We start from the raw sequence: 24,513 nt of genomic DNA, 5'->3' as shown, positions 1-24,513 counted from the left end.
TTTTGTTTTAGCAACGCGGCTATTCAGACCGATAATAAATTGCACTTTTTGCGTGAATTTTATAAATTATGGCGGTACATTTAATCATGCATTCCGAACAGCACCTAAAAAGCTCTGACACCATCCGCGATATTGTTATCGGTATGTCTGACGGTTTAACCGTTCCGTTTGCCCTTGCGGCCGGATTAAGTGGAGCCATAAACTCTTCTAGTATCGTTATAACGGCGGGTATTGCCGAAATCGTAGCGGGATCAATAGCGATGGGGTTAGGTGGATTTTTAGCCGGCCGGACAGAGGCCGACCATTATGCCGCCGAACTGCAACGCGAGTATGATGAAGTAGAGCGCGTGCCTGAGCAGGAAAAAGCGGAGGTGAAAGAAGTATTTGCCGGTTTTGGGTTATCAGAACAGTTGCAAACGGAGGTGGCCGATGAAATGGCTAAGGATAAAGACAAATGGGTTGACTTTATGATGCGCTATGAATTGGGATTGGAAAAGCCCCAGGCCAACCGTGCAACCCAAAGCGCCATTACTATTGGTTTATCTTATATAGCTGGTGGAATTATCCCGCTAAGCCCTTATTTTTTGAATCAAATTCGCAAGTTGCCTTGATATATTCATGCGGCATTACCATGGTTTGCCTGTTTGTATTTGGATACTTTAAAAGTAAGGTTACCGGACAGCCCCCTGTTTCTGGTGCGTTTAAAGTGCTGGTTATTGGTGCATTGGCAGCCGCTGCCGCATTTGGGATGGCGAAGTTGATTACAGGTAAATAGTAATGAGTTTTGAGGGTTGAGTAATGAGTTGAGGCTACTCAAAACTCACTACCCAACACTCAGAACTTAATAAACTTATCTATCTGGTCATTAGTAAATTTTACTGTATCTTCTTTATACAGATCACTGTATTCATTAAACTCTGTTTTAACATTAGCTATATGCAGTTTTAATGGCATTACATGCAGGTTAACATAATGGCATACCCCGGTAAAATGGTCGATGCCGCGTATATTACCATACTTGCCTGAAGATATCCCCACCAACGCCGCTTTCTTCTCATAAAAACTGTCCGGGAAAGAGCAGGCGTCAATAAAAACCTTTAATGCGCCGGGGAAACTTCCATTATATTCGGGTATAATAAAAATGAATTTATCAGTAGCGGTAACTATATCCCGGATCTCCTGGAACTCGGCACTGCGTTTTCCGTAAAGATCTGTTTGCAAGATGTTTGGGGGTAATTGCGCCATAGATAATATGCCCGACTCAATACCTTTCTCAAGTAGCTTTTTCTGGTAATAGCGTGCTATCTTAAGTGTCGAGCTTCCGGGACGGTTGGTAGATGAAATGATAGTGATCATTAATAATGAGTGATTGAGTGGGTGAGTGATTGAGTGAATGTTTATATTTAGTTTTGTGAATTATGACCTTAAAATCATCATTCGCTAATTCATTCAATCACTCATTCCAACATTAATATGTTTGTAAATTGCCAAAAACTGTGGATTTCTCCGTTATTTAAATATATATCTTAGCACTGGTAAAAAGTTTCCCGAAGGTAGAAATTAATATTTCTTTTTTCGTTGTCAGTTAAACCGTTATAAAATTTGGAGAAATAGAATGAGTAAAATTATTGCTTTAGCCAATCAAAAGGCGGTGTGGGCAAAACCACATCATCCATTAACCTGGCCGCAAGTTTGGCGGTATTAGAGTACAGGACACTGTTAGTTGATGCCGATCCTCAGGCTAATGCCACTTCAGGTATCGGGTTTGACCCCCGCAACGTAAAAAATAGCATTTATGAGTGCATCATCAATGAGGTTGATCCCCGCGATGCCATCATCAAAACCGAAACTCCTAACCTTGATCTGCTGCCCGCGCATATTGACCTTGTAGGTGCCGAGATAGAAATGATAAATCTGGACAACCGGGAGTATAAAATGCAGGAGGTCTTTAATAAGGTTCGCGATGAGTATGATTTTATTATTATCGACTGCTCACCATCATTAGGTTTAATTACCATTAACGCTTTAACCGCTGCCGATTCGGTAATTATCCCGGTACAATGCGAGTATTTCGCGTTAGAAGGCCTGGGCAAATTATTAAACACGGTTAAAATCGTTCAAAACCGTTTAAATCCACAGTTAGAAATTGAAGGTATTTTATTAACCATGTATGATGTAAGGCTGCGCCTTTCAAATCAGGTGGTTGAAGAGGTACGTAATCATTTTGAAGAAATGGTATTTGATACCATTATACAGCGAAACACCCGTTTAAGCGAAGCGCCAAGCTTTGGTGTATCTGTAATTATGCATGATGCCACCTGTAAAGGCGCTATAAATTATTTGAATCTTGCCCGCGAAATAATCCAAAAAAATGGATTGGTAAATAACGAGGTAAACGCAACAACAGAAACAGTATAGCATGAGTGCAGAAAAAAGGAATGCTTTAGGTAAGGGATTAAGTGCACTGTTAAACGACTCTGAAAACGTACTGCCTTATAAAAAACCAAACAGTAACAACAATAACAATACCGGCGCATCTGCCGAAGTTAATGGGTTGGGCTCTGTAAATGATATTAAATTATCGGAGATAGAGGTTAACCCTTTCCAGCCGCGTACCGATTTTGATGAGCAGGCATTGGCTGATCTGTCAGCTTCTATCAAGCTGCAGGGTTTAATACAGCCTATTACCGTGCGCCGTGTTAACGCGCACCAATACCAGCTAATATCAGGCGAGCGCCGCTTACGTGCTTCAAAACTGGCAGGGCTAACCCATATCCCGGCCTATGTACGTACGGCTAACGACCAGCAAATGCTGGAGATGGCGCTGATAGAAAATATCCAGCGCGAAAACCTTAACGCTATTGAAGTGGCATTGAGCTTTCAGCGGATGTTAGACGAAGTTGGTCTTAAACAGGAAGAGTTGGGCGAACGTGTAAGTAAAAACCGGTCGACCGTAACCAACTATTTAAGGTTGTTAAAGCTGCCTCCAACCATACAGGCATCTATCCGCGATGGTGAGTTAAGTATGGGCCATGCACGTGCGTTAATAACTGTGGAGGACCCCGCACAACAATTATATTTGCACAAACATATTATTCAGCAAGGTTTATCCGTTCGTAAGGTGGAAGAGATGGTGCGCGACCTGCAAAAATTGCGTACCAAAAGGAAGGAAAACAACCCGAGCCGCCGTCGTTTCAGATACAAAAGATACAGGACGATCTAGCCTCTAAGTTTAGCTCGCAGGTTAAACTAAAAATAGGCAGCCGGGGTAAAGGTGTTATTGAAATTCCTTTTTTGTCAGAAGATGATCTTGGCCGCATTCTCGAAATGTTGGATTGGTAAAAATGCAGAGATACTTTTTAATTATTGGCTTATTAATAGCGTTCAGTTTTTCGGCCATGGCACAAGTGCCTATTGTGCCTTTAATGCCCGGCACACAAAGCAGGGCAGATAGTATACAGGCACGTAAAGACACAACCAAAGGCAAAGCCTTTGCGCCAAAATCAACTGTCGAAAAAGTTTATCATCCTGATAGTACGCATAGCCCAAGCAAGGCATGGCACAGGTCATTAATAATACCCGGCCTTGGGCCGGTGTATAACCATAGGATATGGAAAGTGCCGGTTATTTACACCGGGTTAACCTTGCTGGTTTTAATGTACAGGTTTAATCAGACAGCCTATACCGAAGATTTGGCTATAGCCCGGTATAGGGCCAAAGGTACACAGCCTGCACGGCGATAAGTATTATGACTTGTATCAATTATTTAAAGCTAACAACTATGACGACGCCCAAATTAACGATGCGGTAAGAGGTTATGCGCGTTACCGCGATTTAAGTGTATTGCTTTTTGTAGCGGCCTGGGGTATCCAAACTATTGATGCCTATGTTGATGCCAAGTTTATGCATTCCTACTCTATGGATAACAATTTTAGCGTAAAGCTTGCACCTACTATGATGAACAACCCGGTGTATGCTCAAAATTTTAACGGCGCATTTATTCCGGGTTTAAAACTTACCTTTACACTCAGATAAAGAGGGATATTTGCATCCGCCCATAAAAGTAAAATATTACAAATGAAGATTGCATTATTAGGTTACGGCAAAATGGGTAAGATCATTGAAAAGATCGCTACCGACCGTAAGCACGAAATTGTATTAAAGATAGACCAGGGATAATCAGCACGATCTCACTGCCGAAAACCTGCAAAAAGCTGATGTGGCAATTGAATTTAGCACTCCTGCAACTGTATTAGCTAATATCGATCATTGTTTTAACGCGGGAGTACCCATTGTTGTGGGCACCACAGGCTGGTATGAGCAATTAGATGCGATAAAAGAAAAATATAACGCCAGCGATAATGCCTTTATATATGGCACTAACTTTAGTGTAGGCGTAAATATATTTTTCCATATCAATAAGGTATTGGCTAAGCTGATGAACAAGCACCCGTATTATGATGTGCAGGTTGAGGAGATCCATCATACTCAAAAATTAGATTCGCCAAGCGGAACGGCTATCACCATAGCCGAAGGCATTATAGAAAACCTTGATAGTAAAAAGGAATGGGTGAATGTATTAACCGATGTTAATAGCCCGGTTGAAGATAATGCTAAAGCACAGGATGTTTTGATAGAGTCGTATCGTATAGAAAATGTGCCGGGTACCCATACCGTGTTGTACGATTCGGAAGTTGATACCATCGAAATAAAACATACGGCGCATAATCGTAATGGCTTTGCGCTGGGCGCCGTGTTAGCGGCCGAGTGGGTGGCTGATAAAAGCGGCTTCTATTCGGTAGCGGATATGTTTGATTTATCCTAAATAATAAATACTTTACCCCGATATTAAAAAGATAATGAACTGGAAATTCTGGAATAAGAAAAATACGAATACAAAAGCCAAAAAGAAAACCAAAAGCCGCGAGTGGCTGGATGCTATTGTGTTCGCTGTAATTGCCGCTACGCTGATAAGGACATTTTTTATAGAGGCCTATACCATACCTACACCATCCATGGAAAGATCGCTTTTGGTTGGTGATTTTTTATTTGTTAGTAAGCTAAATTATGGCCCGCGTACGCCCATGACACCCGTGTCGTTCCCGTTTGCGCATCATACCATGCCACTCATAAATACCAAAGCTTATTGGGATGGTATTAAATTACCTTATTACCGCCTGCCCGGTTTTAGCGATGTTAAAAAAGGTGACGTAGTAGTATTTAACTATCCTATGGATGCCGATTCGCCGCTTTATCGCCCGGTTGATAAACGCGAGAACTTTATTAAACGCTGCCGGGTGTTGGCGGCGATACCTTAAGCGTTGTTAACGCGCAGGTATTTATAAACGGCAAAGCCGCAGAGAACCCGCCAGAAGGGCAGATTGATTACTCGGTACAAACAAATGGAATTGAGCTTAATCCGCAAGTGCTTCAGGACCTGCACGTTTCTATGTATGAAGGTGCGACGTACCCTACAATGACACCTGAGGCTTATAAAACCTTGAAAGGATACTCGAACATTAAATCAATTACACCAAACATAAAAAGGCCGGCGAACAAGATTGGGTATACCCTACCAACCCTAACCACCCTGCTGTTGCGCCGGCCTGATGTTTAAGAAACAGCATGATTATAAATGGAACGTAGATAATTACGGCCCTATCATTATACCTAAAAAGGGCTGGACTGTAAAACTGGATACCGTTACTTACCCTATATATGCGCGTTGTATCAGCGTGTATGAAAATAATAAAGTACAGATAGTAGGAAACGATATTTTAATTAATGGTAAAAAAGCCGATAGCTATACCTTTAAAATGAATTATTACTGGATGATGGGCGATAACCGCCACGACTCGGACGATTCGCGCTTCTGGGGCTTTGTACCCGAAGATCATATTGTTGGCAAAGCTTTATTTGTATGGATGAGCATTGATGACGATGCATCTTTCTTTAGCAAGATAAGATGGAGCAGGTTGTTTAAGATTATTCATTAAGACTAATTAAAGCATAAAAGAAGCCAGATCATTGATCTGGTTTCTTTTTTATATAACAATTTGTCATTTCGAAACGAGGAACGGGTGAGAAATCTTATACGAGCGATTATAAGCATAGCGTATAAGATTTCTCGTCGCGCTTTCGCACCTGCCCACCCGGGCTCACTCGAAATGACAGCTTTATTATTCACTTAATGGACTAACACCCATTTTCGCTGCCAACTCGTTCAAATCCTTAACCACAGCATCAACCAAGGGTATGCCATTTTTTCGGCGGTCTATTTCTGCTTCATACTCCGGTTCGCCTGGGATAATAACTTTTGGTTAGGGTCAATTTGTGAGGCCGATTTAAAACGCGATACCCAATTGTCCAGATGGTTCTTAAACTCATCAACGGGTCGGAACCCATCAACACGCATAGCGCCTAAAAATGGCCGATGCCCGAGCCAACGGGGTCGGAAGGTGGATCAAGGAACGATACAAATGGTGGCACCCACGGGCCGTAATTAGCCCCTGATAACACTGCCGATAAAATATCTACCGTAGCGCTCAATCCAAATCCTTTATGACTGCCATGATCGCGGTCGCTACCCAATGGCAATAATGAGCCGCCGCTTTTTAAAGCATGTGGGTCGGTTGTATAATTTCCATCCTTGTCCTCGATCCAGCCTTCGGGCACTTGCTTGCCTGACCGCTGGGCAATTTCCAGCTTACCGTTGGCCGCTGCCGAAGTAGCCATATCAACTACAACTGGCGGGTATTTCCCTGCCGGGAAAGCATAGCACATGGGGTTAGTGCCCAGCATACGCTCGTTTGAAAATGTTGGTGCAACCAGCGGGCTGGCGTTGGTCATGGCAAAGCCGATCATATCTTTCTGTACCGCCATCAAAGCATGATAACCCGCAATACCAAAATGGTTAGAGTTACGGATAGAGACCCAGCCCGAGCCATACAACTCCGCCTTTTTAATAGCTACCTGCATAGCAAACGGCGCTACCACCGTGCCAAGGCCGGCGTCGCCATCAATGGTGGCGGTAGTGGGTGTTTCATGTGCTATTTGGATGTTGGGTGTGGGGTTAATACGTTGCTTCTCCCACAAGCGGATATAGCCCGTTAAACGTGCAACCCCATGCGAGTCGATACCCCGCAGATCTGATAGTAACAAAACATCAGCAGCAAGCGCCGCATGTTCTTCACTGCAGCCCATCGCCGGAAAATGTTTTGGGTAAATGTTCTTAAAGCTGATTCGGTAACGAGCATCTGCAAATATATAACATATGGAGATTAAACCTTTGCCGGTGACGACACTCAAAGTGAAAGAACCAAACCGGTAATTAACCTAAATAAAAAATACACAAAGATCTTACACGGTTAATATGTGTTGATATTGTTATTTTTATCACTTTAAGCCTCAACCTATGAAAAAAACTTTATCATTTTTACTTTTTACCATTTTTACCCTGCCCGTTTTTGCCCAACACTATTCGTTTGGAATTAGAGGTGGCTTTAACTATTCTACATTGTCTGGCGATGTTAACGCAATAGGGAAACTGCGTGCTTTTAATGTGGGAGGATTTTGGAATATTGAATTGGATAATTTTGCAATACAACCCGGTGTCGCTTATAGTGTTAAAGGAGTAAGGGAAAATGTCGGTGTTATTGATCCGGTTACGTCTGTGCAAAGTGCTTACGGCAGGGTTGTAACATTAAATTATATTCAATTAGCTATAAATACCATTTATAGGTTCCCGACTAAAAGCCCGGTTCGCTTTTATTTGGGTGGTGGCCCATATTTTGCCGATGCCATTTCCGGATGGGAGTCTGTGCCGGGCCAACCAAGAAAGGATCTGTCTTTTGAAGATTATTACAGGATAGATTTTGGGATTGGCGTAATTGGAGGCATTGAGATACGAAAGAAAATAATATTAGGCCTTAATTATGATATAGGCATTATACCTGTGAGCCAGTGCAAACGCGTTTTGATATTGTTAACCGGACACTCGGACTCTCGGTGGGATACCATTTTTAACTTACTTACGCTTCGGTAAGCACCGCAAACTCAAAAGCCAACGGCTCAAAATTACGGATAAGTTCGTCAATAAAAGTCTGTCCCCACTTAACATAAAGCAAACCAAAATTCTCGTTACGTTCCTGCAGGCTATTGCCCGGGAAGAGCTCGGTTTTTATTTGCTCGATCTGCTCAAGGCGGGTGTGGTAATTGTGCCTTTCGGCTTTGACTAACTTCTTTTCGAGGTTGTCTATAGCCTTTTTTAAGCGGGCCTGTACAGCTTCTGTTGATGGGCCGAGTGTTGGGTCGATCTTTGAGGCACGCTCTTTTAGCCTGGAGAAAATGGCGGTTAACTCGCTCCATTCTGTTTGTAGCGACAGGTTATGATCGCTATGTTTTTTTATCCAGTAATTTTTTAGCAGATCAGTAGGTTTGAAAATATCGGCAGGTGCTAATTCCATTCGCTTTATTTTAGCTGCCGATTCTTTGCGTATAACCAATCCCGAATTACGCAATATTAATATCGGGAAATCAATTTTATAATACTCGAAGTTTGATTTTAATTCTAACCAGTAAACCACCTCGGCACCACCACCTATGTAGGCAATGTTGGGTAAAATACATTCCCGGTAAAGCGGGCGCATTACTACGTTAGGGCTAAACTTTTGGGGATGCTTTTTAATTTCTGTCCTTAGTTCCTCTTCGGTAAAACTGATATCCGTGTTCAATACTTTATAAAGGCCATCTTCAAAAACCAAACGTTCACGCAGGCTGCCTTTCATGTAAAAAAGTTGATCTCGCGTGGATTAACCCGGATATGTACGCCCGTGGTTGTGTAGCTTTTCGTTGGTGGCCGTAATGTTTTTAAAGCTGTTTTGCTCAATGATATCCCGCTCAATAATAGCGGCGAACTGTTGCTTTAACCGTTGATTATCGGCATCAATTATCACCAAACCATATTGGCCAAACAAAGCGTTTACCATATAACGGGTAGCATCGGCCAACCTGTCAAACCGGGTGTAGGCAGTTTCAACTATCTCAGCCAATTCAGGTGCATGACCTGCCATGCCCAGCACGCCTTTGTACTGGTTAAGGGCCTGCCGCAAGGTTTCGGGATGGATACGCCCGGTAGCGCCTGATGATTCCAGCCACCAATGCACTTTTTTACCGCCAATAGTAGTATAACTTATCTCTGCAAAGTCATGATCTTCGGACGCCATCCAGTAAACCGGTACAAAGTTTTTATCCGGGAACTGCGCTTTTAGCTGTTGGGTAAGCTTTATGGCGGTAACTATTTTGTAGATAAAGTATAACGGGCCGGCAAAGATATTCAATTGGTGCCCGGTAGTTATGGTATAAGTATTTGCTTCTTTTAAGCTGTTGATGTTTTGCTGTACAGGTTGCGGAATTGAAAATGCAGGATCCCAGATACGGGCATATTGTGCAATGATTTGATATTGATCCGTTAATGTGTCGGCCAATAGCGCCCTGTCAGCAACTACTTTCTTGTTCTTTAGGAAGTCGGCAAAGCCGTCAAGGGTGGGTCGGTGACTATAAAATTCTCTTAATTCCGGTTTATCTTCCGGGTAATCAATTACGGTTGGGGAAAAGTACCTCGTTTTTTTATAGCTTATACAGGCAACGTCCATTTGATTTCGAATTTCGGATGTTCGATTTCGGATTTACTTCCGGCTCTTACATCTTTTGGAAATCGAATTTAGAGTTTAATATTATAATTTAAACAATCAACCTTTAAAAGGTGGTTTATTTTACAATATGTCCATAAAGGTCAAAGTCTTCGGCAGTATCAATTTTTACATTCACAAAGCTGCCAATAGTGGCATAATCTACTGTGGCGTCAATTAAAACCTCATTATCAACCTCAGGCGAATCGTATTCGGTACGGCCAACAAAGTAGGGTCCGTCTTTTTTATCGATCAACACTTTATAGGTATGGTCAATTCGCTCCTGGTTCTTTTCGAATGAAATTTCCTGCTGAATTTCCATTATCGCGTCGGCGCGTGCCTGTTTAACTTCTTCGGGCACATCATCCACCAAAGCGTGTGCATGCGTTTTTTCTTCGTGCGAATAGGTAAAGCAACCCAATCGGTCAAACTTGGTATCCTCAACCCAGCGCTGCATTTCTTCAAAATCGCGCTCGGTTTCGCCCGGGTAACCCGTTATCAGCGTGGTACGCATAGCAATGCCGGGCACGCGGTCGCGGATCTCGTTTACTACGTCAATAGTTTTTTGTTTGGTAATGCCGCGGCGCATTGATTTAAGCATATTATCGGTGATGTGCTGCAACGGCATATCCATATACTTACAGATATTGCTGCGCTCGTTCATCACATCCGGGATCTCCATTGGGAAGCCGGAAGGGTAGGCGTATTGCAGCCTGATCCACTCGATACCGTTCACATCAGAGATACGGCGAAGTAATTCATCAAGGTTGCGTTTGCCGTAAAGATCAAGGCCATAATAGGTTAAATCTGGGGCAATAAATATTAATTCTTTAGTTCCGTTTTTAGCTAATTTTTCTGCAGACTTCACCAACTCATCAATAGGCGTGCTTAAGTGTTTGCCACGCATTAACGGTATCGCGCAAAATGAGCAAGGGCGATTACAACCCTCGGCAATTTTAAAATAAGCAAAGTGTGATGGGGTAGTCAATAAACGCTCGCCAATTAACTCGTGCTTGTAGTTTGCGCCAACAGAAGTGAGTAAGTTTTGCAGATCATTAGTGCCAAAATAAGCATCAACGTTAGTGATCTCGGCTTCCAGTTCGGGTTTATATCGTTCGGATAGGCAACCGGTAACAATTACCTTCCCAACCTTGCCCTGATCTTTAAGCTCGCTGTATTGTAATATGGTATCGATAGACTCCTGCTTGGCGTTATCAATAAAACCGCAGGTATTTATAACAATGATATCATCCTTGCTCACGCGGTCCGACTCATGTACAACATCAAACATATTACCCTTAAGCTGTCCCATCAGGATCTCGGAATCGTAAGTATTCTTAGAGCAACCTAAAGTCACCACGTTTACACGTGGTTTTTTAATTAGTATCGGCTTGCTTATTTCTTTCGTCCTCATTTATCTTTTTCACTTTTTGTCATTCTGAGCGATAGCGAAGAATCTGTCGCGCGACGAATGCATAGTTTGGAGATCCTTCGCTATCGCTCAGGATGACAATCCTTTTTTAGTCTTTAAATAATGAATCGACGAATGCTTTGCGATCAAACAACTGTAACTGATCGGCGCCTTCGCCTACACCTATGTATTTTACCGGTATTTTAAACTGATCTGATATCCCTATAACCACACCGCCTTTGGCTGTGCCATCTAATTTTGTTAGCGCAAGGGCATTAACTGCAGTAGCTTCTGTAAATTGTTTACATTGTTCAATAGCATTTTGCCCGGTTGATGCGTCTAACACCAGCAATATCTCGTGCGGTGCACCCGGCACCACCTTTTCCATTACGTTTTTGATCTTGGTTAGTTCGTTCATCAAACCAACCTTGTTATGTAAACGGCCGGCAGTATCAATAATTGCCACATCATCGCCATTGGCAACCGCCGACTTTAGCGTATCAAAGGCTACCGATGCAGGATCTGATCCCATGGCTTGCGCTACAACCTTTACCCCAACACGCTCGCCCCAAAGTTTTATCTGGTCAACCGCCGCCGCGCGGAAAGTGTCTGCTGCGCCTAACACTACCTGGTTGCCCGCTTGTTTTAATTTTTTAGCCAGTTTGCCTATGGTAGTAGTTTTACCTACGCCATTAACACCAACTACCATAATTACATAAGGCTTATGGGTGCCGTATTCGAAGTTTGAAAAATCGTTACTGTTATTTTCGGCAAGTAGTTGCTGGATCTCATCGCGAAGTAAACCCTGCAGATCGCCGGTACTTACATATTTATCGCGGGCAACACGGGCCTGTATCCGGTCGATAATTTTTAGCGTGGTTTTTACACCAACATCTGATGTTACCAATACCTCTTCCAGCTCATCCAGTACATCATCATCAACTGTTGATTTACCGGCTATTACCTTGGTGATCTTTGAAAAAGGTTATCCTTGGTTTTTTCTAAACCAACATCAAGCGCCTCCTGTTCTTGCGGTGTGCTTTCCTTTTTCTTAAAAAAATCAAATAGTCCCATATGTATTAAATGTGCAGATGTGCAAATATGCAGATGTGTAAATTAATAAATATCAGCTTAGTGTTAATTTGCACATCAAACAAAAAAGCCCTCTCGTTAAAACAAGACGGCTTTTATATTTTTAACAAAGTTAATTACTGAGCTTTTGATGCAGCAATCGCGTCTTTAACGTGATCGTTGTGTACAATTGCTTCTTTGAATGAGTAAGCACCAGTTTTAGGTGACTTAGTCATTGTAATAACTTTTGAATATTCTTTACCTGCACCGGTTTTTAAGGTCGCAACTACTTTCTTTGCCATTGTCTTTTAGTGTTATGAGTAGTGGGTTGTGAGTTTTGAGTCAATACTCATTACTCATCACTCAATACTGAGTACTTATTACTTAATTTCTTTATGAACTGTTACTTTACGTAAAACCGGGTTAAATTTTTTCATTTCCAGTCTTTCGGTTGTGTTCTTTTTGTTCTTGGTGGTAATGTAACGAGACATGCCCGGCATACCGGTTGCCTTGTGCTCTGTGCACTCTAATATTACCTGAACTCTGTTACCTTTCTTAGCCATCGTATTTTTAATTATTGAATGAATGAATTATTGAATGAGTGAACCTAATCACTAATCTCTAATCACCAATCACTGCCTATATATATCCTTTTTTTACAAACTTGTTGATACAAGCTGTTATCCCGTTTTTGCTGATAGTTTTAACAGCTGATGTAGATACCTTTAAGGTAATCCATTTATCTTCTTCAGGGATATAAAACTTTTTAAGCTTAAGGTTTGGATGAAACCTGCGTTTAGTTTTGCGGTTTGAGTTAGAAACGTTGTTACCAACTATTGACGCTTTTCCTGTTAGATCACAAATTCTTGACATGACAATTAATTTAAAAACCCTTTTATTAAAGGGATTGCAAATATCAGGATTTAAACTGGAATAGACAACAGTGTTTTTAAAATATTTGAAAAAATATCAAACTGTAATAAAAACAGGCATTTGCAAGGCTTAAGTTTGGTTTGTTTTACGTGTGGCTAAGTGTATAATCCGGCCAATTATTGCAGCAAGCATGCCTAAACCAAAACACACCGAAAGTTTTAAGTTTAAACCGAACAAACCACCAAGCAGCGTGATAAAAGGCGCACTGGCTAGGCCTATAGGGATATAAACTTCTAAAAAGTATTTCTTTTTAAACAGGTTATTCATTACACTAAAATAGTACAATCTTTCTAAACTGTATTTTTCATTTATACATCTGTAATAAATCACTATTTTGCGTCTCCGCTAATAATAACCACCAATAAGCCAATTTTATACCTATAGCAATGAAAATTACCTCATTCGACCATTACAAAGAAGTTTATAAACAAAGTGTTGAACAACCCGAACAGTTTTGGGCAGGCGTTGCCGACACCTTCTTATGGAAAAAAGTGGGATAAAGTTTTAGAATGGAACTTTAAAGAGCCAAAAATTAAATGGTTCCGGGGTGCCAGGGTTGAATATTACCGAGAACTGCCTTGACCGCCATTTGGATACAATTGGCGATAAAACAGCCATCATCTGGGAGCCGAATGATCCGACAGAACATCACCGCATAATAACCTATCGCCAGTTGTACGAGAAAGTTTGCCAGTTTGCCAACGTGCTTAAAAATAACGGTGCTAAAAAAGGCGACCGCATTTGTATATATATGCCCATGGTGCCCGAACTGGCCATCGCTTTATTAGCCTGCGCCCGGATAGGTGCCATTCATTCGGTTGTTTTTGGGGGATTCTCGGCGCAATCTATAGCCGACCGGATCCGGGATGCCGAGTGTAATATTGTGATCACATCTGATGGTAGTTTCCGTGGAAATAAAGAGGTTCCGTTAAAATCTATTATTGACGATGCGCTGGTAACCTGCCCATCAGTTAAGCGCGTAATAGTACTTACCCGCACTCGTACACCAGTCGCCATGATAAAGGGCCGTGACGTATGGTGGGAAGATGAAGTTAAAAAGGTAGAAACCCGGGGTATTAAAGAATGCCCTGCCGAAGAGATGGATGCTGAGGATATGTTATTCATCCTATATACCTCCGGTTCGACAGGTAAACCTAAAGGCGTAGTGCATACCTGCGGTGGTTATATGGTTTATGCCGGTTTTACTTTTGATACTACGTTTCAATACCAGCCCGAAGAGGTTTATTTCTGTACCGCTGATATTGGCTGGATAACCGGTCACTCTTATATAGTATACGGACCGTTATCGCAAGGGGCTACTTCTTTAATGTTTGAAGGGATCCCGACTTACCCAACACCCGGCAGGTTATGGGACATTGTTGATAAATTTAAAGTCAATATTATATATACCGCCCCAACGGCAATCCGTTCGTTAATGAGTTTTGGCGATGATCCGCTTAAACAAAAAGATTTAAGCTCGTTAACCAAATTAGGGTCGGTAGGCGAGCCTATTAACGAGGAAGCCTGGCACTGGTTTGATGAAAAAATAGGCCATGGCAATTGCCCGCTGGTTGATACCGGTGGCAAACCGAAAATGGCGGGCACATGATAAGCGCGATAGCCGGCGTTACACCTTTAAAGCCGGGCTATGCCGGTTTGCCGCTGCCGGGCGTACAGCCGGTGTTGGTTGATGAAAAAGGGGAAATTATAGAAGGTAATGGCGTAAGCGGCAATTTATGTATCCAGTTCCCATGGCCGGGTATGCTGCGCACTACCTATGGCGATCATGAACGTTGTCGCCAAACGTATTTTGCAACTTACCCGAATATGTATTTTACAGGTGATGGTTGCTTGCGCGATGAAGAAGGCTATTACCGTATAACCGGCCGCGTGGATGATGTATTAAATGTATCGGGCCATCGCATTGGTACGGCCGAGGTGGAGAATGCCATTAATATGCATAGCAGCGTGGTCGAATCGGCCGTAGTGGGTTACCCGCACGATATAAAAGGACAGGGTGTGTACGCCTTTGTGGTATGCCCCAACAAACATAGCGACGACGACCTTACCCGCAAGGATATTATGATGACGGTTGCCCGCATTATTGGCGCTATTGCCAAACCCGATAAGATCCAGTTTGTAACCGGTTTGCCGAAAACGCGCTCAGGTAAAATTATGCGCAGGATCTTAAGGAAGATAGCTGAAGGTGATACCAGTAATTTAGGCGATACTTCAACACTACTTGATCCGGGTGTGGTTGAGGAGATAAAGGCGGGTGCGTTGTAATCCCTCTGTTACAGGTGTTGCAACTGTTTCAGATGTGACACCTGTTTCTGTAACAGTACACCATTAAACAGAATTTCTACCTGTTAATTCTCAACTCTTGCCGTTATGTCGTAATTTCGCCTGATGACAAATTCCAGACCCAACATACTTGTAGTAAACGACGACGGCATTACCGCGCCGGGTATAAAAGTGCTTATCCATGTAATGAAAGAAATTGGCCGCGTAGTGGTGGTGGCTCCTGATAGCCCGCAATCGGGTATGGGGCATGCTATTACTATCGGTAAGCCATTGCGTTTAGATAAGGTTGACCTTTACGAAGGTGTAGAAATGTATAGCTGCTCTGGCACCCCGGTTGATTGTGTGAAGCTGGCTGTCACCAAGATCTTTAAAGGTAACAAGCCCGATCTGTGCGTTTCAGGCATTAATCATGGGTTGAATAATGGTATCAATGTTTTGTACTCGGGTACGATGTCGGCCGCGGTTGAGGGTGCTATCGAAGGCATTCCATCAATAGGCTTTTCATTAGATGATTATACCGGCAGGCTAACTTTAGTCATGTAGAAAAATATATAAAAGAAATTGCGCTGCAGGTTTTGGCTAACGGTATGCCTACGGCTACTTTATTAAATGTAAACTTCCCTAACACGGCACATATAAAAGGCATCAAGATCTGCCGCCGGCAAATGCTAAATGGGCGGAGGAGTTTGATGAACGCGTAGATCCCTACAAACGCCCATACTATTGGATAAGCGGTGTTTTCCGGTAAATGATAAGGGCGAGGATAGTGATTCATGGGCGCTCGAACATAACTATGTATCGGTAGTACCTATCCAGTTTGATATGACGGCGCACCATGCTATCCCGGTATTAAACAGCTGGACGTTTAACGTATAATTCTTGTATTTTTGGCCGTATGCTGCTAATCAATAATCCTGTGCAATGAAATATTACCTGGTAGCCGGCGAGGCTTCGGGCGATATGCACGGGGCCAATTTAATGAAAGAGCTAAAAAGCTCGACCCGCAGGCACAGTTCCGCTATTATGGCGGCGACCTTATGCAAGCCGAAGGCGGTACGCTGGTTAAGCATTATGCGGATATGGCCTTTATGGGCTTTTTTGAGGTGGCAATACATCTGCGGACTATCTTAAAAACCTGGCGTCCTGCAAAATGGATATCGCCAATTATCATCCGGATGTGTTGATTCTTGTTGATTTCCCCGGTTTTAATTTAAAGATAGCGGCATTTGCCAAAGAAAATAACCTGCCTGTAAATTACTATATCTCGCCTAAAGTTTGGGCCTGGAACCAGAAACGGGTATTGAAGATCAAAAAGATAGTCGATCACTTATTCTGCATCCTGCCGTTCGAGGTAGATTTTTATAAAGAGTGGGGTATGGCGGTTGATTACGTAGGCAATCCCTTATTAGACGCTGTAGCAGCTTTTAACCCCGATCCTGATTTCCTTCAAAAAGCAATCTCACTAACAAAAAAATAATAGCCTTATTACCGGGCAGCCGCAAACAGGAAATTAACTATCTGCTTCCCGATATGCTGGCAGTTGCCGATCAGTTCCCCGAATATCAGTTTGTAATTGCAGGCGCACCCTCTTTTAATGCAGCTTATTATCAGCAATATTTAAATGGTAAATCCATCCCGGTGCTTTTTGAGGCTACTTATGATATTTTAAATAACGCTTATGCGGCAGTTGTAGCATCCGGCACAGCTACGTTAGAGACCGCATTGTTTAACGTGCCCCAAGTGGTGGTTTACAAAGGTAACCCGATATCTATAGGTATAGGCCGTATGGTTATCAAGATCAATTATATATCGTTGGTTAACCTGATTGTTAACAGTGGTATTGTAAAAGAGCTGATCCGGGGCGATTGCACACCCGATACCATTGGGGCCGAAATAGATCGTATCCTTAATGATAGTCGCTATCGCCAAACCATGCTTACTAATTATGATCTGTTAGATGAGAAAATGGGTTTGCCAGGCGCCTCTGCCAAAACTGCTGCGTTAATAATTAAATACAACAAAAAATAATATATCCAGGCATGAGTGCTTCCACATCTACCGATCCTTTAAAAACCAAACAACATTTCCAGATCTTAGACGGTTTGCGCGGTGTAGCCGCCATATCGGTAGTGATATTCCATTTTATGGAAATTGCGCAACCCAATTACGAAAAGAACTTCATTGGGCACGCTTTTCTGGCTGTCGATTTCTTTTTCTGCTTATCAGGCTTTGTAATTGCTTACGCCTATGACAATAGCAGGTTAAAGGAATTAGGTTTCGCAACTTTTTTAAAATTGCGCCTTATTCGGCTGCATCCGTTGGTAATTATTGGCGCTGTAATAGGTTTGCTAAGTTGGTTGTTTGATCCTTTTAGTAATCTTTATGCGAAATACGGTGATATGAAGGCGTTTTTAATGTTTATCACATCGTGCTTTATGATACCATATCCCATAATTCGCGAGCGTTATTTTAATCTGTTTCATTTAAATGCGCCCTCATGGTCGTTGTTTTGGGAATACATTGCAAATATTGTATACGCATTGATGCTTGTTAAGCTGCGTAATAAAATACTATGGGTATTATTAGTAATTGGTGCGGTTTTACTTACTTACGAAACCAGCAAGTCAGGCAATATTAGTAATGGTTGGGGCGGGGATAATATCAGCGCCGGGGCTATTCGTGTTTTTTACTCTTTCCTTGCGGGGATGCTGGTTTATCGAATGGGTTGGATCATCAAATCGCGACTTGGCTTTATGGCTGTTAGTGTTTTGACTTTGGCCGTGTTCTTATTCCCTTTTTCAAATAAGTGGAACTATGTTACCGAGCCCATAATTGTCATTCTGTATTTGCCACTGCTGGTAGCTTTAGGTGCGGGCGCTACACTGAGGCCGGTGTTTAGTAAGATCTGCAAATTTTCGGGCGAGTTATCATACCCGCTGTATATGGTACATTATCCGTTTATATGGATATTTTTAGTTACCTGGAAAAATACAAACCAACTATGGATGAAAAGGCAGTAATTATCCCAATATGCACGGTGTTGCTTATAGGGTTTGCCTGGCTGGTATTAAAGTTTGTTGACGAACCAATACGTAAGTATTTGAGAAGGCGGATGGAAAAGAGTTTATAAGCTCACATGACTCGGCATAAAAAAAACAGAGCCTTGCAATTTGCAAGGCTCTGTCGTTTCATAGGTAGTAGATTTTATAGGTAGATGTATATATTGATCAGGCAGCTTTTGCAGCTGACTGGTTGTTGCTGGTAAACTGACCTCTTTCTCTGAATGCTTTAAGGTCTGCCAATAACAGATCTTTTAACTCATTGTCGTAACGGATAAGTAATTTGCTGGTTGCTGGTTTTTGTTGTAAAGTTTTCATAATTAAAGTCTTTTTTAAGGTTGAATATTGTATTAATTAGGCTACTGATAATTGCTCGCCTTTAATTGCTTTTAAAAAATTACGACTGGTTCCTTTTAGTATTCTCAGATCATTCATTATGATCTCTCTAAGTTGATTGTCAAACTGGGCTACTAATTTGCTTGCTGCCGGTTTTTGATTGATGGTTCTCATAATGTATGTCTTTAGTTGTTCGTTTCGTTTTTGTTATCGTCAGTTTCATTTAAATTGTCGTGGCGGCGTTTAGCTTCTTTATACTGCCTCAACAGTTGCTCTTTATCGCGCTCGTCGGTAGACTTGGTTGGATCTATTGGGTTTTCCCATTCCTTCTCTTTAGCGTCTTCCGTTTTTTTGCTATCAACAATCATAACTAAATATCTGATGCTTGATAATTACTGTTCCAAATAAGTGCCAAGATTTTAAACCAGCTTTAAAAAAGTCATTTCTAAGTCCGATTTATTTTACAATACCGTGTAAAATGCTGTAAATAAGTGCTTTTAGCTGATGATGCATAAATTGGAAAAATTAAAAAAGTGTCCAGAAAAACAGAACACTATAAATTTAAGCAGTACTTAGGAGTGTACAATTGTAGCTTTATTCTGTATTTTTTTCGGTTAACCAGTGCCTTGTTAAGGCGATACCTGATACGACAATACCTAATATACATACGCCGTTCCATTGGTATCGGTACCAAAGCTGGGTAGCCGCAAATGTGCCTAAGGCACCGCCAATAAAATAGGTAACCATATATATGGTATTTACCCGGTTGCGCGCGTCAGGATTCCCGGCAAAGATTATAGCCTGGTTGGATATATGCGTAGCCTGCACACCCATATCCATTAATATAACACCTGTTATTAAACCTATTAAGCTATGGCCCGAAACGGCAAATACTATAAATGATATAATTACCAAAATCAAAGTAAATGTCGAGATATGGTAAGGGTCCATCTTGTCGGTTAATCTGCCCATCGCGCCTACGGCTAAGGCACCAAAGGCTCCAACCAGGCCAAACAGGCCGGCAATATCACTACCCATATTAAAGTTTTGTTTTAACAGGAAAGTTAATGTGCTCCAAAACGCGCTAAAGCAGGCAAAGCATAAAGCTCCGCGCATGGCGGCTAACCGTAATCTGGGTTCATCCCTTATTAAATGCACCATGGACAACATCAGGTTTTTATAGCTTCCTTTATAATCGGGTTCAACTTCGGGTAATAACAAATACACTAATAACCACATTATTAACATTAAACCTGCAGCAATATAAAACATGGCGCGCCAGCCAAAATGGGCGGCAACTATACCGCTAATAGTACGTGATAGTAAAATCCCAATTAATAAACCGCTCATTACAAATGCTATCTTTTTACCGCGTTCAGTCGGATTAGCCAAATGTGCCGCCATCGGTATTAATAATTGTGGGATCATACACGATGCACCAACAAATAGACTTGCTATTAATAATATATGAATGTTTGGCGCGATAGCTGCAAGGATTAATGAGGCTACTATAAAAGCAAAATCTATCAGCATTAGTTGCTTTCGTTTAAACATATCAGCCAATGGTATCACGAAGAACATGCCTAATGCATAACCAATTTGTGTAAATACCGAAACCTGACCGGCTTTTGCGCTGGTTATATTAAAAGTGCGACTTATATCAACTAACAAAGGTTGGTTATAATATAAATTACCAACAACCAGCGCGGTGGTAATGGCCATTACCCATAAAGTAGTTGTGCTTAAATGTGGTGTTTTTGTGGTAATGTTAGACATGTGTTGTTAAATGGTTACAAAAATGTAAAAGCAATTTAACATTCATGTTTATAAAAGGTAATATTTTTGCACGTCGTTTTTTTAATAAGCAAGCCTGAAATAAAGGTGCGCTATTAAAAATGTGTCAAAAAAATGTTACAGTGTGTTTAATAGCTATTCATTGATCAGTTTATGCGACTATTATCTAAAAAAGTTAATATATAACTCAAATATTAGATGTGTTTGATGTTTATTAGTGTCTTTTTTATAAAAATCATTAAATAAATAGCTTTAAATAAGATAAAATAGGTTTTTTTACATAAAACATCTGATAATGATATAAAAATTTTAGTTTTAAAGTGAAATTAAAACTCTTGTAATGTTTCAATCAATTATTTGCTAATATTATAGGTTGTTTATCCAATTTTACAAAAAAATTACAAAAATAAATTTGCACAGTAAAAAAGTTAGTGTTACCTTTACACCATGCAAACGAGATAATATCTCAACAGCATATTAAAATAGTCTTCTCATAATTTAGGTTTATAATTGGTTTAGTAAAGGCCCCTGCCCATCAGGGGCCTTACTTGTTTCTATGCCTTTCCTATTGTATCAATAAGATGTAATTAGTCGATGATTGGCAGCTATAATCCCCAAGGAGGTAATTGCAGCTATAATCCCTGTGGAGGTAATTTATAATAAGTCTAATATTATGACTTATTTAATAACTGGGCCAGCTCTGTCGTGTTTTTAAAGCTAAAGCCAAGTTTTTTGATGATATTTTTACGGTGTGTTTTAATGGTATGCACACTCAGGAAGAGTTTGTCGGCAATTTCCTTATTGGTTAATCCTTCGGCTATCAGGTGTATAAGTTCAGTTTCGCGTGATGATAGTTGGGGGATATTATCATCTTTTTCAGGAAGTAATTTGTTGCCAAAAAGTGTCTGGAAGGTGTTTTTACAAAAAAATTGTTCGCCTTTGGCAGCGCTATAAATGGCATGCACCAACTCTTCGCGGCTGCACTCTTTAAATACATAGTTTTTAATCCCCGTGTCTATCAGCGTTTGGATCTCTTCGCGCGATTGGCGGTTTGATAGCACAAGTACCCGGCTATTGCTATGCTTTAGCTTAATGTTTTTAATGTCGGCAATGGTAAACCGATGGTTATAATTTGGATCAAGAATTATAACCCCGGGCTTGCGGATAATTAACAGCTGCTCCAATTCTATAGGGTAAGCGGCGGTACCAATAATGTTAATATCTACAATATTAGCTAACGTGGCTTTTATACCCTCGTGGGTTAAAGGTTGGTTATCGGCTATTAATACGTCAATCAATGTTATTTAGTCTAATTCTAAACAATGATACGAAAAATATATATTTTACTAAATTTTATATGAGTTTGGTGGAAGAGAATTTATTGCTCGGCCCAGTTATATTAAAATTTATAATTTTAGAAATGGATAATTTCTCATTAAAAGATAAAGTAATTATAGTTACCGGTGGTACAGGTATTTTAGGCGAAGCCTTTATTCAAGGTATAGTTTCGGCTGGTGGTATAGTAGGAATATTGGGACGTAATGAAAAAGTTGCGCAAGAACGTGCCGCTGCTGTAAAAGCAGCAGGTGGCAAGGCAATGCCTTTAATAGCCGACGTTATGAAAGAAGATGAACTGCTGGCAGCCCGCGACAAAGTACTGGCCGAATTTGGCCGGATAGATGGCCTTGTTAACGGTGCCGGTGGTAATATGCCCGGCGGGATTATACAACCCGATACCAGCGTTTTTAAATTAAATATGGAGGGCCTGCGGCAGGTGATGGAACTAAATTTATGGGGCACAATGATACCTACGCAGGTTTTTGGTGAAACAATGGCCGACACAGGCAAAGGTAGTATCGTAAATATTTCAAGCATGGCATCGCAAAGAGTTATTACCAAAGTATTGGGGTATACGTTGGCTAAAACAGCTATTGATGCTTACACTCAATGGTTTGCAGTAGAAATGGCCAACAGACATGGTGATAAATTGCGTATGAACGCCATTGCTCCCGGATTTTTCCTTACAGAGCAAAACCGGGCATTGCTTACTCAGCCGGATGGTAGCTATACTGATAGGGGTAACTTAGTGCTAAAACAAACACCATTTAAACGCTTCGGCGAACCCGGCGAACTTATTGGAGCATTAGTTTGGTTATTAAGCGATGCGTCAAAATTTGTAACCGGGACAGTAATTAATGTTGATGGCGGTTTTGCAGTAAACAGCGGCGTGTAAACAATTTAAGAACACTTGAAATTTAGTAGTTTCAAGTGTTATATATTATAGTCGGGATGGCGGGATTCGAACCCACGACCTCCAGCACCCCATGCTGGCGCGATACCGGGCTACGCTACATCCCGAAAAAAGGATGATGCAAATATAATTTTTGACCTTAAAATTTCTAAATAGTTTTTCAACTTATAAATTTCCATTTGCCCAACTTTTTATTACTTTTGCCATCCCAACACAAGCAGGGGATTAGCTCAGCTGGCTAGAGCGCTTGCATGGCATGCAAGAGGTCATCGGTTCGACTCCGATATTCTCCACATTATAAAACCGCTTACAAAACCTGTAAGCGGTTTTTTAGTAAGTAGTCCTACTACCTATATGCCTTTGATAAACGTTCTTCTGTCGGTCATCGTTAATTCAGTCTATAGTTGGTGTAATTGTATTTGCCTCCCCGTTAAAAATAATGGCAAAATAGTTTATTAATAAGGTAAGCTGCTTTTACAATTTCATTCCCGGCCGGGATAACTTTACCTATATCAAAAAATACTTTATGGATCAAAACTTGCAAAAAAACTGGGATACCGATGATGAACTGTTTCATATCATTCGTACTGAACTTTATACAGCGGTTATAGGCGATATTATGGATGTATTAGGATATATGAATCAGTTTTTACCTCCGCAGTTAAGGCCGCTAACAGATAGCGATTTTATTGTAGGCCGCGCAATGACTGTTGTAGAAACAGATATAGTAAGCCAAAGTAGTATTAATAACGCTGCACTTAATAAACCTTTTGGTTTAATGCTTGAAGCATTGGATGACCTGAAGAAGAATGAAATTTATGTGTGCACCGGGGCATCACCAACCTATGCATTATGGGGAGAACTGATGAGTGTGCGTGCTAAATATCTTGGCGCGGCAGGCGCAATAGTAGATGGGTATTCGCGCGACACCAATGGCGTACGCGCGGTTGGGCTCCCAGTATTTTCATACGGATGCTATGCCCGTGGATCAGGCACCACGCGGTAAAGTAATAGATTATCGTGTGCCCTTAAGTATAAAAGGTGTAAAGGTATGCCCGGGAGATATTTTAGTAGGAGATATAGATGGCGTTTGCGTTGTTCCGCAGGAAATTGAAAATGAAGTCTTTAAGCGCGCTATCGAAAAAGCGCGCGGTGAACGTACCGTACTAAAGAGTTTGCAGGAAGGTATGGCCGCCAAAGCCGCGTTTGAAAAATATAAAATAATGTAATGTGGAATGCAGTGCATTTAAAAAAGGCGCGGGCAATTGTAGAATGACCTAATCAGATTAAACACCCTGTTTTTTATTAAATATATCAAAGCGAGCAAAATTGAAAAGGAATATCAGCAATGTGAAAAAATGTATCACTCATGTTCATCCCATCAGTTTAAATTTGTTAAGTACATGTTAAACTTGTGCTAAATTATTACATGGCGAGATCAGGCATGATACTATTTTAAAAAGTTTAATGGCGGCCAAACCATAAATATGGTAAATAAAAAAGCGCTTGCTTATAATATATATAATATTGATGTAGTGTAAATTAAGCTGATTTGAAAATTAGATCGCTATATACTGATGCGGATTTGCTGCTTAATGCAGCACAAGGTAACCATCATGCTTTTAAGCTGATCTATGAAAAGTATCATGCCAAATTATACACCTT

20 protein-coding genes, 2 tRNA genes and 10 pseudogenes are annotated in these 24,513 nt (G+C 41.2%); 17 read left to right on the top strand and 15 right to left on the bottom strand.

What is annotated here, in order from left to right; all coding sequences use genetic code 11:
* Positions 1-68: 68 nt before the first annotated feature.
* Positions 69-775, top strand: a pseudogene (locus HK413_RS05380) (VIT1/CCC1 transporter family protein).
* 59 nt (positions 776-834) lie between these two features.
* On the opposite strand, the gene HK413_RS05375 reads toward HK413_RS05380, so the two are convergent.
* Complete coding sequence (locus tag HK413_RS05375; protein ID WP_175269413.1) at positions 835-1,356, bottom strand: NADPH-dependent FMN reductase; 522 nt, start codon at positions 1,354-1,356, stop codon at positions 835-837.
* A gap of 259 nt (positions 1,357-1,615) precedes the next feature.
* Here HK413_RS05375 and HK413_RS05370 point away from each other — a divergent pair.
* The 8 genes and pseudogenes from HK413_RS05370 (at position 1,616) to lepB (HK413_RS21995) (ending at position 5,996) form a co-directional block, all read left to right on the top strand.
* Positions 1,616-2,418 (top strand): annotated as a pseudogene (locus HK413_RS05370) (ParA family protein).
* 1 nt (position 2,419) lies between these two features.
* Positions 2,420-3,223 (top strand): ParB/RepB/Spo0J family partition protein, encoded by an 804-nt coding sequence (locus HK413_RS05365; RefSeq protein WP_317169312.1) that lies wholly within the window; start codon positions 2,420-2,422, stop codon positions 3,221-3,223.
* The gene (locus HK413_RS22595) at positions 3,151-3,342 is read left to right on the top strand and encodes a hypothetical protein (protein WP_449406790.1); all 192 of its coding nucleotides are present in this window, start codon (positions 3,151-3,153) and stop codon (positions 3,340-3,342) included. Before HK413_RS05365 ends, HK413_RS22595 begins: the two co-directional genes overlap by 73 nt.
* A gap of 2 nt (positions 3,343-3,344) precedes the next feature.
* Positions 3,345-3,743, top strand: coding sequence for a DUF5683 domain-containing protein (locus HK413_RS19390; RefSeq protein WP_175269412.1), 399 nt, complete (start codon positions 3,345-3,347; stop codon positions 3,741-3,743).
* Between the two features lie 10 nt (positions 3,744-3,753).
* Positions 3,754-4,035, top strand: coding sequence for a DUF5683 domain-containing protein (locus tag HK413_RS19385; RefSeq protein ID WP_175269411.1), 282 nt, complete (start codon positions 3,754-3,756; stop codon positions 4,033-4,035).
* Positions 4,036-4,077: 42 nt separating this feature from the next.
* A pseudogene (dapB, locus tag HK413_RS05350) lies at positions 4,078-4,825 on the top strand (4-hydroxy-tetrahydrodipicolinate reductase).
* A gap of 34 nt (positions 4,826-4,859) precedes the next feature.
* Complete coding sequence (gene lepB / locus HK413_RS22000; RefSeq protein ID WP_394353135.1) at positions 4,860-5,318, top strand: signal peptidase I; 459 nt, start codon at positions 4,860-4,862, stop codon at positions 5,316-5,318.
* A 291-nt stretch (positions 5,319-5,609) separates the two neighbouring features.
* The gene (gene lepB, locus HK413_RS21995) at positions 5,610-5,996 is read left to right on the top strand and encodes a signal peptidase I (protein ID WP_175269410.1); all 387 of its coding nucleotides are present in this window, start codon (positions 5,610-5,612) and stop codon (positions 5,994-5,996) included.
* A gap of 183 nt (positions 5,997-6,179) precedes the next feature.
* Here lepB (HK413_RS21995) and HK413_RS05335 read toward each other — a convergent pair.
* Positions 6,180-7,256 (bottom strand): annotated as a pseudogene (locus HK413_RS05335) (Ldh family oxidoreductase).
* A 158-nt stretch (positions 7,257-7,414) separates the two neighbouring features.
* Between HK413_RS05335 and HK413_RS05330 the strand changes: the two are divergent.
* Positions 7,415-8,044 carry a porin family protein gene (locus tag HK413_RS05330; protein WP_175269409.1) on the top strand — a complete coding sequence of 210 codons (630 nt, stop codon included), beginning with the start codon at positions 7,415-7,417 and terminating at the stop codon, positions 8,042-8,044.
* Here the strand turns inward: HK413_RS05330 and HK413_RS22590 are convergent.
* From HK413_RS22590 to rpmB, 7 genes and pseudogenes are all read right to left on the bottom strand, one after another.
* Positions 8,031-8,465 (bottom strand): hypothetical protein, encoded by a 435-nt coding sequence (locus HK413_RS22590; protein WP_449406789.1) that lies wholly within the window; start codon positions 8,463-8,465, stop codon positions 8,031-8,033. The two genes, HK413_RS05330 and HK413_RS22590, sit on opposite strands and share 14 nt — an antisense overlap.
* A 57-nt stretch (positions 8,466-8,522) precedes the next feature.
* A pseudogene (bshC, locus tag HK413_RS05325) lies at positions 8,523-9,653 on the bottom strand (bacillithiol biosynthesis cysteine-adding enzyme BshC); the annotation flags it as partial.
* Between the two features lie 115 nt (positions 9,654-9,768).
* Complete coding sequence (rimO, locus tag HK413_RS05320; protein ID WP_175269408.1) at positions 9,769-11,103, bottom strand: 30S ribosomal protein S12 methylthiotransferase RimO; 1,335 nt, start codon at positions 11,101-11,103, stop codon at positions 9,769-9,771.
* A 106-nt stretch (positions 11,104-11,209) separates the two neighbouring features.
* Positions 11,210-12,174: pseudogene (gene ftsY / locus HK413_RS05315) on the bottom strand (signal recognition particle-docking protein FtsY).
* Between the two features lie 134 nt (positions 12,175-12,308).
* Positions 12,309-12,473, bottom strand: a complete 165-nt coding sequence (locus HK413_RS05310) for a DUF4295 domain-containing protein (protein WP_175269407.1) — start codon at positions 12,471-12,473, stop codon at positions 12,309-12,311.
* A 78-nt stretch (positions 12,474-12,551) separates the two neighbouring features.
* A complete protein-coding gene (rpmG, locus tag HK413_RS05305) occupies positions 12,552-12,734 on the bottom strand; it encodes a 50S ribosomal protein L33 (RefSeq protein ID WP_175269406.1) in 183 nt (60 codons plus the stop codon).
* Between the two features lie 76 nt (positions 12,735-12,810).
* Positions 12,811-13,044 carry a 50S ribosomal protein L28 gene (rpmB, locus tag HK413_RS05300; RefSeq protein ID WP_144247620.1) on the bottom strand — a complete coding sequence of 78 codons (234 nt, stop codon included), beginning with the start codon at positions 13,042-13,044 and terminating at the stop codon, positions 12,811-12,813.
* 446 nt (positions 13,045-13,490) lie between these two features.
* On the opposite strand from rpmB, the pseudogene acs reads away from it, so the two are divergent.
* The 4 genes and pseudogenes from acs (at position 13,491) to HK413_RS05280 (ending at position 18,428) form a co-directional block, all read left to right on the top strand.
* Positions 13,491-15,390, top strand: a pseudogene (acs, locus tag HK413_RS05295) (acetate--CoA ligase).
* Positions 15,391-15,513: 123 nt separating this feature from the next.
* Positions 15,514-16,284: pseudogene (gene surE / locus HK413_RS05290) on the top strand (5'/3'-nucleotidase SurE).
* A gap of 45 nt (positions 16,285-16,329) precedes the next feature.
* Positions 16,330-17,436 (top strand): annotated as a pseudogene (gene lpxB, locus HK413_RS05285) (lipid-A-disaccharide synthase).
* A gap of 11 nt (positions 17,437-17,447) precedes the next feature.
* Positions 17,448-18,428, top strand: a complete 981-nt coding sequence (locus tag HK413_RS05280; protein ID WP_246229837.1) for an acyltransferase family protein — start codon at positions 17,448-17,450, stop codon at positions 18,426-18,428.
* Between the two features lie 207 nt (positions 18,429-18,635).
* On the opposite strand, the gene HK413_RS05275 is transcribed toward HK413_RS05280, so the two are convergent.
* From HK413_RS05275 to HK413_RS05255, 5 genes are all read right to left on the bottom strand, one after another.
* Complete coding sequence (locus HK413_RS05275; RefSeq protein WP_175269405.1) at positions 18,636-18,785, bottom strand: hypothetical protein; 150 nt, start codon at positions 18,783-18,785, stop codon at positions 18,636-18,638.
* Positions 18,786-18,821: 36 nt separating this feature from the next.
* The gene (locus HK413_RS05270) at positions 18,822-18,977 is read right to left on the bottom strand and encodes a hypothetical protein (protein ID WP_175269404.1); all 156 of its coding nucleotides are present in this window, start codon (positions 18,975-18,977) and stop codon (positions 18,822-18,824) included.
* Between the two features lie 11 nt (positions 18,978-18,988).
* Positions 18,989-19,171 (bottom strand): hypothetical protein, encoded by a 183-nt coding sequence (locus tag HK413_RS05265; RefSeq protein WP_175269403.1) that lies wholly within the window; start codon positions 19,169-19,171, stop codon positions 18,989-18,991.
* 226 nt (positions 19,172-19,397) lie between these two features.
* Positions 19,398-20,579 (bottom strand): MFS transporter, encoded by a 1,182-nt coding sequence (locus HK413_RS05260; RefSeq protein ID WP_175269402.1) that lies wholly within the window; start codon positions 20,577-20,579, stop codon positions 19,398-19,400.
* A 689-nt stretch (positions 20,580-21,268) separates the two neighbouring features.
* Positions 21,269-21,895: a response regulator transcription factor gene (locus HK413_RS05255; protein WP_175269401.1), complete on the bottom strand. Its 627-nt coding sequence runs from the start codon at positions 21,893-21,895 to the stop codon at positions 21,269-21,271.
* 59 nt (positions 21,896-21,954) lie between these two features.
* On the opposite strand from HK413_RS05255, the gene HK413_RS05250 reads away from it, so the two are divergent.
* Positions 21,955-22,830 carry an SDR family oxidoreductase gene (locus HK413_RS05250; RefSeq protein ID WP_317169311.1) on the top strand — a complete coding sequence of 292 codons (876 nt, stop codon included), beginning with the start codon at positions 21,955-21,957 and terminating at the stop codon, positions 22,828-22,830.
* A gap of 51 nt (positions 22,831-22,881) precedes the next feature.
* On the opposite strand, the gene HK413_RS05245 is transcribed toward HK413_RS05250, so the two are convergent.
* Positions 22,882-22,955, bottom strand: a tRNA-Pro gene (locus tag HK413_RS05245).
* Positions 22,956-23,068: 113 nt separating this feature from the next.
* Between HK413_RS05245 and HK413_RS05240 the strand changes: the two genes are divergently transcribed.
* Both HK413_RS05240 and HK413_RS05235 read left to right on the top strand, forming a co-directional pair.
* Positions 23,069-23,141: transfer RNA gene (locus HK413_RS05240), tRNA-Ala, on the top strand.
* 233 nt (positions 23,142-23,374) lie between these two features.
* Positions 23,375-24,077 (top strand): annotated as a pseudogene (locus tag HK413_RS05235) (RraA family protein).
* Positions 24,078-24,513 lie beyond the last annotated feature (436 nt).

It is taken from the genome of Mucilaginibacter humi (assembly GCF_013087555.1).
Note: the sequence above shows the minus strand (reverse complement) of the source record. Positions and strands in the feature narration are given on the sequence as shown.

Excerpts from the sequence above, each read along its gene's own strand:
- HK413_RS05375 (WP_175269413.1), bottom strand. The coding sequence starts at position 1,356 with ATGATCACTATCATTTCATCTACCAACCGTCCCGGAAGCTCGACACTT.
- HK413_RS05365 (WP_317169312.1), top strand. The coding sequence starts at position 2,420 with ATGAGTGCAGAAAAAAGGAATGCTTTAGGTAAGGGATTAAGTGCACTG.
- HK413_RS19390 (WP_175269412.1), top strand. The coding sequence starts at position 3,345 with ATGCAGAGATACTTTTTAATTATTGGCTTATTAATAGCGTTCAGTTTT.
- lepB (WP_394353135.1), top strand. The coding sequence starts at position 4,860 with ATGAACTGGAAATTCTGGAATAAGAAAAATACGAATACAAAAGCCAAA.
- lepB (WP_175269410.1), top strand. The coding sequence starts at position 5,610 with ATGTTTAAGAAACAGCATGATTATAAATGGAACGTAGATAATTACGGC.
- HK413_RS05330 (WP_175269409.1), top strand. The coding sequence starts at position 7,415 with ATGAAAAAAACTTTATCATTTTTACTTTTTACCATTTTTACCCTGCCC.
- HK413_RS22590 (WP_449406789.1), bottom strand. The coding sequence starts at position 8,465 with ATGGAATTAGCACCTGCCGATATTTTCAAACCTACTGATCTGCTAAAA.
- rimO (WP_175269408.1), bottom strand. The coding sequence starts at position 11,103 with ATGAGGACGAAAGAAATAAGCAAGCCGATACTAATTAAAAAACCACGT.
- HK413_RS05310 (WP_175269407.1), bottom strand. The coding sequence starts at position 12,473 with ATGGCAAAGAAAGTAGTTGCGACCTTAAAAACCGGTGCAGGTAAAGAA.
- rpmG (WP_175269406.1), bottom strand. The coding sequence starts at position 12,734 with ATGGCTAAGAAAGGTAACAGAGTTCAGGTAATATTAGAGTGCACAGAG.
- rpmB (WP_144247620.1), bottom strand. The coding sequence starts at position 13,044 with ATGTCAAGAATTTGTGATCTAACAGGAAAAGCGTCAATAGTTGGTAAC.
- HK413_RS05280 (WP_246229837.1), top strand. The coding sequence starts at position 17,448 with ATGAGTGCTTCCACATCTACCGATCCTTTAAAAACCAAACAACATTTC.
- HK413_RS05275 (WP_175269405.1), bottom strand. The coding sequence starts at position 18,785 with ATGAAAACTTTACAACAAAAACCAGCAACCAGCAAATTACTTATCCGT.
- HK413_RS05270 (WP_175269404.1), bottom strand. The coding sequence starts at position 18,977 with ATGAGAACCATCAATCAAAAACCGGCAGCAAGCAAATTAGTAGCCCAG.
- HK413_RS05265 (WP_175269403.1), bottom strand. The coding sequence starts at position 19,171 with ATGATTGTTGATAGCAAAAAAACGGAAGACGCTAAAGAGAAGGAATGG.
- HK413_RS05260 (WP_175269402.1), bottom strand. The coding sequence starts at position 20,579 with ATGTCTAACATTACCACAAAAACACCACATTTAAGCACAACTACTTTA.
- HK413_RS05250 (WP_317169311.1), top strand. The coding sequence starts at position 21,955 with ATGAGTTTGGTGGAAGAGAATTTATTGCTCGGCCCAGTTATATTAAAA.